Genomic DNA, 11943 nt, shown 5'->3' with positions numbered 1-11943 from the left:
CCTGTAGAAATTTCGCAGGCCTCCGATACGTCTTTTATACGAGGCGATTGCATGAAAATGAAAGCTTCATTGAGATTCTTAGCGGCGATTTCCCTATCGCTCGCGTTTAATACAGCCTGGTCGCAACCTGTCAAATTCACACAGGTAGTGTTGCAGGCGACCCCGATCGAGAAATTGGCTGTGTCGCAACCATCGGTTAATTCAGGGATGAGTGTGCGTTTTGATGTTCAACTTGTCGGTGCGGGGGCTGTTGCCCCAACCGGTTCAATTGCCTTCACACTCACACCGTCGGACGGATCACATCCGCTGACTGGGCTCGCCGACGTTGCGTCAGGAGCCGCCTCCTGGTCTTCGGTGCCTCCTATCGGGACATATACGATCAGTGCAGCCTACTCCGGAGATTCTAATTATCTACGGCAAACGGCTTCCGGAAACGGTACGGTGCTCGCTCCTGATTCGGGAAGCGGTACGGTGCTCGCTCCTGATTTTGCCTTTACGGCCTCGGCTATGTCCATCAAGCAAGGTCAGACATTGACCTCGAACATTGCGGTTACTCCGATCAACGGGTTCGCAGGTACGGTCAGGTTTACGTGTTCCGCTCCGACATCTTTAGGTTGCAGCTTCCCATCAGAATCTCAAACCGTTTCGCTGAATGGCCATGGAGCCGGAGGGCCAAGCCCGCAACTGACCATTACTGCCTATCCTGGTCAATTCACCGCGATCTCGGCTCTCTTTATGGTCGGATTCGCCTTCAACTCACGTCGCAAACGAAAGTTCGGGGCGGGCGTCGTAACTGCATGCCTGGGGCTCCTGTTGCTTACCGGTTGCGGTACGACAGGAACTCAATCTGGTTGGAAGCCAATTACACCCAAAGGAACTTATCACGTGACCCTTACCGGTGTTTCTGGCGCCATCCAGCACAGTAAGCAAGTCAACATAACTGTGGAGTAGATCGTCATCATCATCCATCCTCTACATACAACGTCGATCCTTATCTATAAAAGACCAGACAGTTCAACTACGTCTGGTCTTTCTTTGCTATTTCGCATGTGATACAGTCAAATCCGGTAGGCGAATATAAAGCAAAGGTGGGTTGAGTAGTGTTGGATCAAATTACGTTACTTTCCGAAGCCGAACCCTTCTCTTTGAACCAAGCTCAACCTACTGATCATGAAGAAGCAGTGATGCTCGCAATCATCAGGGATATGAATAGCCCAACCGATAAGCGTCCTCTGCAATGCGTTACGTTTAAGCAGCCTCTGCCTGAGTATTTTCGATTGAAAGAAGTCTGCCAGCGGTGGAAGCTGAAGTATACGAACGTCATCCGGATTTTTCTGAGAATGGCGATCCACATACTTGAATCACCCAATGGTCAGTTACTCGAGCTCCTCGAAAAGCACCGCGAATCGGAGATCGAGAAGGAACGCTTACGCAAAGAGGCGCACGCAAAAAGATTTGCGGAAATTCCTGCCTAGTCGAGAACAAAAAACTTCATCGCTCGGATCAGTGAATAAACAAAAAGAGGGGAGGAAAGCCGCCTTGCTGCCTCCCCTCTTCATTTGGTTTGGCAACAAACAATCGTGTGACGGTTAAAGTGAAGGTTTCGCTTTTTTGGATTCAAGAACTTATGAGGCGAGTTCCTCTTACAATGAAAGTAAATTCCGAATAGGATGAAAGTTTCGATGCGCATTTGCGCCCAACCTGAAAGTAGCTTGCTCGCTTGCGAGAAATGATCGAGGTCGGGCTCTTTACTACAGTTTGAATTCGGTATGTCCAAAGCTCAGCGCAGGTGTTGAAATGACACCGTCGTCCGCCGAGACGACATCGGAAGAACATTGCGAGCATCGCAGTTCACAGTATCTTTTTCTGATCTCTGCGCTCGATGTCCTTCGCCAGTCAGAGGCACAAATCACCAGCCCGGATCGATACCATAGCGCCCCGGCAAAACTTCACCTGAACGAATCCGGCAAACGATAAAGGAGCCGCAAGGCCGCAGGCCAGCCAGCGTCGATAAAGATATCGAGGCAGGTAACAAGGTCCTCTCGCCGGGTTTTGTTGAGAAAGATGTAGTCGAAGTCTGCGAGGGAGCGACTGACGATTCGCACAAGGACATCCACTCCCAATTGCTCACCCTGAAAGCCATGTTTTCTGCCACTCTCCCGCAGCGCATGGGTGAACAGGTCAAAACACAATGCGGGTTCGCCGGGGAGAAGGAAATCTAGGAGCTTTACCAGCTGGTAGATGGTTGACGGGATGGAGATATCCCCGAGACGTCGAAGCATCTGCTGAACGTCGTTTACGTAGCGCTGTTTACCGGCATCGGTCAGGATCGGAGAGTCGTGGCCGGGGTTCCTCTCATGGAATGCTCCTGAACCGAAATAAAGCGACATGCAGGCATACTCGAGACATTTCGCGTAGCGGCGACCATCCCCAAGCTTTGCCTTCTGAGACGTTGCACCGAGCGAGTAATGCTGCTCAAGGGCAGCTGCAGAATGCTGAACAACGGCGCCCAGTAGCCTCTGTATGCGCTGGCGTGCAGCCTGTAGTTCGGGAGTACAGGCATCGTAGCCCTGGCAGACAGCCTTGCGAACCTCGTAGAGAGCGTTTCTAATCTGGTCCTCGTAGATCTGCGGACTGGCAGCCCAGTCGAAGAGCCGGTCACCGGATTTCTTCCTGTCGTTCCATACGTAGAGTCCGGCCATCACCTTTGCGCTGTGCTTCCAAAGCGGAGCTCTCGAGTCCTTTCCTTTGTTTACGAGTTGATAGGGGAAACGATCCTGGATCTTCAGCGACATGGATTCGATTCGCTTGGGGTCGACATTGCGAAGCCCTGCGAGGAATGCGGCTACCAACTGACCGAGAACCAATGGATCCTGCTCATGTTGGATGAAGCCCTCCGCAAGCTTCCACATCTTTGCAGGAAAGAAGTTGAGGAGGGTTGCAAGATCCCGTGTGATGGCCTGCCTTACGCTGGGCTCTGGATCCGAGGCAAGCGCAGCGACCCGCTTCACCGCAGCGTCTGCGCCAGACTGCTGGCACAGGATGAATAATTGCGTCACTGCATTGGCTCGGAGCATCGGCCCTGATTTCGAATCAGTGGACTGGGAAAGGCTCAATGCAATCTCGCGAAGGGTAGCCAAGGCTTCGTCGGGGATTTCAGCCTTGGTTCTCTGGGCAAAATCGAGGACGGCGCGCGTTCCGTTACTGAGCACGTCGCGAGATGTCCTCAGGACATTTTCGTGCGCCTGCGCGTGCTCGGCATCGCGAATCGCCTCCGCCAGTTGTCGCAATTCGCTTGCAGCATGGGATACATCTTTGATTCCTTGACCTAGTCCTGTTGATAGCTCGAGGGACTCGTTGACTTGCTGAGCAAGAGCGAAGAGTCCGGAGTGCTGTGGCGCCTCAAGGTCAACGCCACTGTCGAGGAGCCGCTCCGATAAGCCATATGGCATGACGCCCCCAGAGATGGAGAAAGGGCGAGCGTTCACCGCAAGTGGCACATTCGGAGCTGGGACCGCAAATTCCCGTGCCTGTTCGGTCACGAGGTTCTGCTCACCGATCGTCTGGAAGAGAGTTTCGAGACTTCTCCGGCGGACCGACTGGTACCCGGAATCCGCCGAACCATGAAGCAAGGCGTTCTCCTCGAATGTCTGCTTCTCCGCCACCGTGCGCAGAGGATAAAAGGCTGCAATCGCGTCGATCGCGTCCTTTCTGGTATCCAAGGACAACAGGATCTGCTCATTCGTCGCCAAATCCCAGAGCAGTTCTGAATAGACCTCCGGACGTTCTGTGGCAACCATCAAGAGGCGAGCCCAGAGGATGGCAAGACGGTTCTTTTCAAAAAGGACGGAAACGATCTTCTCCGCTTCCTCCTTATCCGCCTGTCGCAGCTTGGCAATATGCTGCTGGAAGATCATTCCGGTGCTCTCGGGATGAGTCGTGTCTATCTCCCAGACCCAACCGAAGCTGCCGTCTTCGGCGAACTGGATCGTCGCGTTACCGATTACGAGTGTCCGCTGCTTTACGTTCTTTGCCTTCGGATGGGTCGTGGAGACGTATCCCTCCATGACTCCGATGAGCGCTTCCATAGCGGCCTTGGGGTCATCTTTCAAAAAGTCCGCGAAGTGTTGAACCAAAGCATATTTCGCCGTACCGTACACGTCGGACTCACTGCCGCTCATCGGAAGGATGCGGCCTCCAGAGAGCAGTTTCTGTTTCTGGGAATCAACATGGTGAGCGAAGATTTGGCCGTAGAGGTACACAGCAAAGTCGCTGTCAACCTTGGCGATGGTTGCGATCTTCAGCGCCACCATGGGGACTTCGAGATAGGCGAACTTCTTCAGACGGTTCTTGTCAAATACTCTTTCAAGAAGCGTGCTGGACGCCTGCGGATCCGACGCGTACGTGCTCGCCACCGATGCGACGCTGAAACGTACAAAATTCCGGTTTGCCTCCGAGTCCGCAGCTGAGAAGCCACGTTCAAGGAGATTCCGCGCCGCTTTCCCGATCGCACGGAATGATTCGGTTGTGATGTTCGCCTTGAGCAGTTTTTCGACCAGATAGCCCACCGGGGCGGACAGGCTTCCCATCGTGCTCACTTTCTCGATGAGAAAAGCCCAGGGGGCAGAGTCTACCTTTTCGGGGTTGTCCTCCAGCAGGATCGTGAGAGCGCCTGCAATCGAGGACAGGACCTCCGACGAAGCTCGTGTGTCCGTGATCTTGTTTGCCAACTGGCGAATGTCAGCAACCGACCCCGTCAGTTCGCACGCTCTCTGTGCAATGATGCTCCGAAACATCGGATCGATGGAACGGTCTCCGGACATAAGAAGCACCAGGTCCCAGAAAATATTGTGATCCGGCTGCTCTGATTCGTCCTCCCAGAGCTCCTGCAAAGCGTATTGCAACGCTGGGCCGAGAAGCAGCCCCACACCCCTGTTCCGCAGGGACTTTTCCTTCAGTTTCTCGGGCTTGAACGGATCGAGATAGAGGCGGCTGGCGGCGTAGTCGAAGAGTATGTTGTGGCGGAATGTGATCAGCCTTCCGTTCCTTCGAGACACCAGGATTCCCGCCTGCTGGAGACCATCGAAGGTTCCGGCGTGAGCCAGCTCGAGAGGACCTGAATCCGCCTCCAGGCTATGCTCTTTCTCCATCGCAGTAAGCGCCGATGTCAGGCAGGCTCTACCCTCAGCCCCAAAGGACCCGACGCGACGCTGCCAATAGAATCTGAGCAGCTCAGTCTGGTTTCGGATCGAGCCGAGCTCTGCATCCTGAACGCCGAGCCCTACGACGTCCGCGAGGAGTTGTGTGTTGAACGGAACGAGAGCGATTTCCCGGAGCCGTGAGCCGCCTGCGTCGATGGCCTTGCGGAGTTTGGGCGCTTTCTTCAGCAGCTGTTCGAACTCCGATTCTGACCATTGTCGGACGTCGACGTGGCGAACATTAGCGAGGTCCGTCCCCGTGACGGCGAAATCTGCATTCGGCGGTGTCCCGTTGAAGAGAGCCCTGTATTGCTGACCGGCTCTCAGATCGAATGAGCGGACCGAGGCAATCACCCTCCAGCGGTCGCCCGGCAACTTGAGTACGGTGCCAATGAGATTCCGGTAGTCTGCCTCGGACGATCCTCCTCGCGCCGCATCGAGACCGTCAATCAATAAATAGGCAGGAGCGGGTCCCGGCCAGTTCTCCAGGACCTCCCGCACCGAATGCGATAGACCCAAATCATCCTTCAGTCCGCCCGACCCTGGCTTATCGACAGAGAACACCACTATTTCGTGACCGTCGGAAGCGAGTTGCTTTGCTAGATCGGTAAGCACTCCCGTCTTGCCGGCACCCGGCTCGCCGATGAGCAGGAATGATCCTTCCGTCGCCGCAGCCTTCGCTACCTTCGACACCTCCCTCGGGATAGGAATCAGGCTGCCATCGTCCGTCTTCAGCATGGTCGAAAGGCTCAGATTTTCCTGCGCCTCGAGACTCTTCTTCTGGATGGCGGCTATGTCCTTGCGATAGTCCTCGGGCGCGAGCAGCCTGATGCCGCCGCGCTCAAGAACCCGTCGAATCTCCATAACCGTGAACCCGGTGCTCCGCACCATCCGGTCCTGGCATTCTATGGCAAGCGACTTGAAGGAGGATTTGACCGTCTGAGGCTGGACCAGGCTGCCTCTAAGGAATTCCCGTCCCAGCTCAAGATCGGCGCCGTGGAAGTCGAGTTTCAGGACGACGATCAGGTCCAGAATGTCGTCAATGTCATGCTTTGCTGCCGCGGTCTTGTAGATGTTTTTCCACGCCGCCTTCAACAATACGGTGAAATCGTGCAGGGCGTCTTTCTGGGCCTGGGGCGTCTTACTCGGCTTTGCGCCTTCGCGGCGCCGGAGAAGCGCTTTTCCTAAATGGATGGCGACCGTGCCCGGTGTTTCAGGACCGACCGCGATCACGAGCCGGTCACAGTTCTTATCGAGAGGATAGTCCCAGCCGTTGGTCCGCTTAGCTTCGCTGCAAAGCCGCCACTGTCGGACGAACTGCCCGACGGTTTTGGCCATCTCACCCGATTTGGCTTTGGCGAGACTGAGGTTTGTCTTCACCTGAAAGAAGAGCCGACCAGGCGCACTCGTCATGACAAGGAGATCGTCGATGGGAGCTTCCGTCTCAAGCCGGATTTCGACAACTGATTCCTGACCGAGCTCCAGCCGCTCGTCAACGTGCCTTTCTCCCAGCCCGCTCGCCGCCAACAGAGCGGCAACCCCTCCCTGGAACGTCACTCCCGCAGCGGGCCCGGCACCTCCTCCCTTAGCGAGGAGCGTCGATTTCGAATTCTTCCGCGCAGCTTTCCTCGCAGATTTTCGTGCAGCTTTCTTCCCGGCCTTCGATGGCATTTCCAATAGTGTAAGTCGGCGAGCACAGATGGTATGCGGATTCTTGCGGCCGGAGATGAACCCTCCCAGAACTCCCTTTACGGGAGGTTGAAGTTCCGGACGATCCCGTCGAGTTTTAAAATTCCACTGGAATTGCCACTTTCTTTAGACTATTTCCATGCCAGTGTGTGGTCTCTGTAAGAAAGAAGCATCCCTTCGGGCGAGTCACATCATTCCCGCATTTGTCTTTCGCTGGCTGCGTGAGACCTCAGCGACCGGCTTCCTGAGGTCGGGGACTAACCCGAAGGTACGTGCCCAAGATGGCCTGAAGGTTCCACTTCTATGCGAAGAATGTGAGCAGCGGTTTTCACGTTTAGAGAGACAATTTGCGAATTCAATTTTCTATCCGATGCAGAGGCAGAATGTCGCGGAGGTCGAGTACGCCGACTGGTTCCTGAAGTTCTGCGTATCGATATCCTGGCGTATCCTCACCTACGCAATTCAGCGAGACCTGATCGTTCATTTCAGCGAAGCACAGAAGCGTGAAAGTACACAGGCCCTCGCACGATGGGCACAATTCCTACTTGACGAAGTAGCGCATCCCGGCCGATTCGAGCAGCGACTGGTACTTTTAGGTGCTATTGGGAGGGCTCCTAAAGGTCGGCAATTCCAGCCGAACGTCAATCGCTACTTCATGCGAAGCGTTGATGTCGATCTCGCGAACTCCGAGTCCAGCGCTTTCACCTTTGCCAAGATTGGTCCGTTCGCTCTCTTCGGGATGATCGAATTCGTTGAGCGTTGGCAAGGTACCAAGATCACCGCGAACGGCGGAACGGTGGGGCCGCGACAATACGAGCTTCCACGAGGAATCTTTGACTATTGGATGGAGCGAGCAAAGCATCACTCGCAGTCCTATCGGAAGATCTCCGCGGCGCAACAGGAAAAGCTTGTAGCGGATATTCGGTTCAATCCTGAACGATTCCTCAACTCCGGAACCTTCGAGGCCATGGAACACGACGTGCGTATGTTCGGACGGGATGCGTTCTGGAACCACAAGCTTGAATCCGCTGCAGACGAGTAGCTCCCTACACCATCACAAACGATATCGAAGACCTTCGCCGGTTTATGCACCCTACGGCGGCCGACAAGATACCAGCCAAATCGTCAATAAATCGGAAGTTGTAGCAACGATGAACCGAGTTCGAGCATAAAGTTTCGTAACAGTCTCGAAACGGGCCCTCCGAGGTGGGAGACGAAAGCTGGCAACATCCGCTGCAGCCTGGGAGGAAACCTCCGTGCACTAGGCGCAAAGCGTCTTTTGTCTCGGGCTGGATAGACAGGGACTGCGCACAGCAAGTTGGGCTGCGTTGATTCGGGCGCACGTCTATGCGGTGTTGCCGACGGCTATACTGTTGATAATCGATTTGACACTGAAGAATCTTGGTTTTGGACAACGCCTAACTGTGGTCTGTGGAAATTAGGAACATTCTGCCAGGAGTTCCCTCGTACAAATATGGCTTTGCTAACGGATGGACTTTGCATAAACGATACATATGAGGTCGAGGCCTTTCTCGGTGAGGGAGCATTCGCCGAAGTGTATCGGGTCAAGCACAGATTTCTGGGGCGACAGGCGATGAAGTTTTTCAAGGCGCCTGGCTGGTCGCCAGACGAAGTTTCCGCGATGCTCGGAGAAGCCGTCCTTCTGTCCAAGATCAATCATCCTAATATCGTTCGGGTGTATGACGCTAATACGGCAAGTCTGATAGGGGACACCTTCGGCTTCTTCACGATGGAGTACATCGCCGGAGGCAGTCTCTCCCAATACTGGCGTTCGTTCGGCGCACAATTTATGCCGTTGCGGGAGGCCATTGAAGTGATGCGCCAAGTTTGCAAAGGGATCGCGGTCGCACACTCACACAATCCGCCCATTATTCATCGAGACATCAAACCACAGAACATCTTGATCGGTCACGAAACCACCGGAATTCGGGCGAGGATTTCCGACTTTGGATTAGCAAAGAACGTCAATCCACTGACGCTCATGGCCACATCACGAGGTACCGTTTCTTTCAAAGCACCCGAAGCACTTCAGGACCCGCAGGGTGACTCCTTGACTGGAGACGTTTGGGCTATAGGAACCACTCTCTATCTACTGTTGACCGACCGCTTGCCATACGATCTCGAAGAGGGGCGATCACATGGGACGTCTGACACATTCAGCAGTCCACCACCACCGCCCAGCCGATGGAATGCGCTCTGCGACTCTGCATTGGATCAGGTTGTTCTCAAAGCGTTAAGAGTCGACCCAAAGCAACGGTATCGCTCGGCTATGGAATTCCTTAATGCCCTTGAGGCATGGCGACCTGACGCCAAACGAATGGAGAAAGCTAAGAGCGATACCGCTAGCCACGGGAACACTTCGAAGGGAGTTCTTGGAACCACACCTCAAGCGAGAGAACACTTGGGGCGGCAACTGGCTCTGCGCTCGATAGCAGTCGCGCAGGACCCAGAAAGACTTAGTGAAGCCGTCAGCCTAATGGAGAAAGCGCTCAAGGAGTCTCCGGAACTGAGTCGAAAATATGAAGCAAGATTGAGGTTGTGGCGTCGTGGCATTTCGATGTGAGGCGAGTTGAAATGACAAATCGTGAAATCCTTATTGCCAATCACGACCGGAGAGCAGCCAATGATGTCGCGTCTTCTCTAAGGCGCAGCGGCTACAACGTGTCGCTCGCCTACACTTCAGACGAAGCTATTCAGGCTGCAAAGAGAGAGCCTGCTCTGCTTATCATTGATCCGATCATGCCAGGGTTATCAGGCCTCGAAGCGGCGAGTCACATCTTCACAGCGACCGGTTGCAAGGTTCTTTTCTTGACTGATCTTGCCGGAGACGTAGACTTTCAGGATCTTCTTAGCGGTCTGGTGCGCGATGGAATCGATTGCGCTGCGTTCACAACGAAGAGACCCAGTGCTGATCTTTTGGCATATGTTCAAGCTGCAATTGGTTTCGAAGATACCGCTACCGCTCCAGAAAACGAGTTCACTACCTCCTCTTCTCCTCGATCAACTGAACGATCATCCGATAACCCACCCAGAGCGAATGAAGTCGAGCCTACGGGTCACGCTCAGGCCTCTCCCTACGCTCCCTTGATTGCCGTCGCGAACTCAAAACTGTATCAGTTCAATGCCTTTCGTCTCACGGGGCTACAAGTTACCGCAACAACTCGTGAAATCAAGCGTGCCTACCAAGAGTTTGGGATGAGCAAGAGCTTACGTCGTGCGTGGAAGCCAAAGTGTTTGATTCCGACTGTTGTTGACCCAAGCGATGACGACCTTGAATCCGCCTTTTCTCATATAAAGGACCCCGCGCAAAGGCTGCTACAGGATTTCTTCTGGTTTTGGGCGGATGGCGTGGCGGATAGCGCATTCGCCTCACTCGAAGCGAACGACTCAAATCTGGCTTTAGCTGAATGGAGACGGCGGGCTGATGGAGATGATCCCCGAGGTGTAGCTGCCCATAATCTGGCTGTATTAATCACTTGAGGGCATTAGAAGTTGAGAGTTCTACCCCTCTGGGCAAAGTATTTCGGCTTCAGGCCTTTGGAGCGTTGCATTTCGTCATTGGAACGCTGTGGTGACCAATAGTCGTTTCTGGGATCACTACATTCGGCGCATTGGAGAAATGAACGATCCGCGCCTAACACCGGAGCTTGCTCACGGTATATGGGCAACTCTGCCAGAAGCCCTGCTCTACATCAACGCTCAGAGTGCCGTGAAGGCTGGGGAAAAGGGTGAATACGCGGAGGCCGCGCGACAACGGCAGCTAATGTATTCATCCGGCTTCGGAACGGATCAAGCAGACAAGGCTCTTTACCGTGCGCTCACCCCTCTACTGGAACATTTGACCCTAATCTGCCGACAGGCGACCTCGAAGGTGGACTCTGCCCCCGAGCAGGGAGCGCAGGTTGTCGAGGGGTTGCGTACCGCAAAGGCATCAATCCTAAAGACCCTCAACTGCCTCGTCGGGATTAACGACCACCGTCGAAATGATGCTCACGATGAAGTCGCAAGTACGATTCGAGGTTGCCTCATAGACTACGTGAACAAAACCCACGCATGGGCTGTGGCACTTCCTCTCTTTGAAGATTGCCTAGCAATTGCTCACGGAAAGGAACTTCGAGCCAAACTGGCGGAGGATATCGGAGTAGTGGAGCGGCACTTAGCGGCAGCTTCGGCACAGTGGCGCCCTGGCGCGTCCGCTGAAGCTCGGAGCAAATCTTCCTCGCGTTCCGACAATCGGCAGGCCAGCGCACCTCAAAGCGACTCCAACGCGGTTCGACGGGGCTATGCAATAGGTCGCGCGTGGCGCAAGCTACCTAAGCTCGGCAAAGTGGCTGTCGGTATGGCGGTTGCCATTCTCGTTGTTGTGATTTTGGTTCTGTTGGGAGGCGGCGATGCTGGCAATACAAGTGAACGCTCTCCTGCATCGGGAAGCACGACTGACTCGAATCCACCGGTTACGCCTGTGTCGATTCCAGAGTCTCCAAGGGTTGAAGGTCCCATTGTGAGATCGGATCATGCCGGTGTCACTAGTCTGCGGGACGATATCGCACAATCCCGAATGCGCTTGAGGAGCCTTGAGGATGAGATACAGACCCTCAATTCTGAGATGGACGACTACAAAAGCAAGATTGATGCTGATAAGGCTGCCTTAGAGCGCATGGAGAGCGATGATAGTGCCGGGGTCGAGATTGACCGTGACGAATACGAACGCCTTAGGAATCGGCATAATCGGAATGTTGCCAGTTTCAATGCAGACATCTCACACGGCCACACCCTCCACAGTGATTATGAAGATTTACTAGGAGAGACAAATATGAAGATTGATAAGCTCAACGAGATGGTGAAAACCCAATGAAAGATTTCAGGTCTGCCAATGTGTTCCGAGGTGCCCAACCGCTCTCCCCGCTCGGAGCGGAAGGCGTGGTCGCTACACGTCTCTTGAATGTACCCGAAAACTTCTTCCTTGATCTTGCTAACTCCGCATGGAATCTGCGGAGGGGCAGCGTTGACTCTGTTACGGGAGAACCAAAGCCTC

General features: G+C 54.3%; 7 protein-coding genes. 6 read left to right on the top strand and 1 reads right to left on the bottom strand.

Annotated elements, in window-relative coordinates; all coding sequences use genetic code 11:
• Window positions 1–51 precede the first annotated feature (51 nt).
• On the top strand, window positions 52–951 hold the full coding sequence (locus BDD14_RS31355; RefSeq protein WP_130425564.1) for an Ig-like domain-containing protein: 900 nt from the start codon (window positions 52–54) through the stop codon (window positions 949–951).
• Window positions 952–1100: 149 nt separating this feature from the next.
• Window positions 1101–1475, top strand: a complete 375-nt coding sequence (locus BDD14_RS31350; protein ID WP_130425562.1) for a hypothetical protein — start codon at window positions 1101–1103, stop codon at window positions 1473–1475.
• Between the two features lie 474 nt (window positions 1476–1949).
• Here BDD14_RS31350 and BDD14_RS31345 read toward each other — a convergent pair whose 3' ends face one another.
• Complete coding sequence (locus BDD14_RS31345; protein ID WP_165420474.1) at window positions 1950–6725, bottom strand: NACHT domain-containing protein; 4776 nt, start codon at window positions 6723–6725, stop codon at window positions 1950–1952.
• 532 nt (window positions 6726–7257) lie between these two features.
• Here BDD14_RS31345 and BDD14_RS31340 point away from each other — a divergent pair.
• From BDD14_RS31340 to BDD14_RS31325, 4 genes are all read left to right on the top strand, one after another.
• Window positions 7258–7929, top strand: coding sequence for a hypothetical protein (locus BDD14_RS31340; RefSeq protein ID WP_130425558.1), 672 nt, complete (start codon window positions 7258–7260; stop codon window positions 7927–7929).
• Between the two features lie 432 nt (window positions 7930–8361).
• On the top strand, window positions 8362–9471 hold the full coding sequence (locus BDD14_RS31335) for a serine/threonine-protein kinase (protein ID WP_130425622.1): 1110 nt from the start codon (window positions 8362–8364) through the stop codon (window positions 9469–9471).
• Between the two features lie 11 nt (window positions 9472–9482).
• Entirely contained in the window at window positions 9483–10388 is a 906-nt protein-coding gene (locus tag BDD14_RS31330) for a response regulator (RefSeq protein ID WP_130425556.1), read from the top strand.
• Window positions 10389–10527: 139 nt separating this feature from the next.
• Window positions 10528–11763: a hypothetical protein gene (locus BDD14_RS31325; protein WP_165420473.1), complete on the top strand. Its 1236-nt coding sequence runs from the start codon at window positions 10528–10530 to the stop codon at window positions 11761–11763.
• Window positions 11764–11943: the final 180 nt, after the last annotated feature.

The organism is Edaphobacter modestus, from assembly GCF_004217555.1.
GTDB classification, from domain to species: domain Bacteria; phylum Acidobacteriota; class Terriglobia; order Terriglobales; family Acidobacteriaceae; genus Edaphobacter; species Edaphobacter modestus.
The sequence above is the reverse complement of the archived record's forward strand: the minus strand, read 5'-3'. Positions and strand labels throughout refer to the sequence as shown.

Bases quoted from the DNA above. Each gene is read 5' to 3' on its own strand.
- BDD14_RS31330 (WP_130425556.1), top strand. From the start codon at position 9,483: ATGACAAATCGTGAAATCCTTATTGCCAATCACGACCGGAGAGCAGCC.
- BDD14_RS31340 (WP_130425558.1), top strand. From the start codon at position 7,258: ATGCAGAGGCAGAATGTCGCGGAGGTCGAGTACGCCGACTGGTTCCTG.
- BDD14_RS31335 (WP_130425622.1), top strand. From the start codon at position 8,362: ATGGCTTTGCTAACGGATGGACTTTGCATAAACGATACATATGAGGTC.
- BDD14_RS31325 (WP_165420473.1), top strand. From the start codon at position 10,528: ATGAACGATCCGCGCCTAACACCGGAGCTTGCTCACGGTATATGGGCA.
- BDD14_RS31355 (WP_130425564.1), top strand. From the start codon at position 52: ATGAAAATGAAAGCTTCATTGAGATTCTTAGCGGCGATTTCCCTATCG.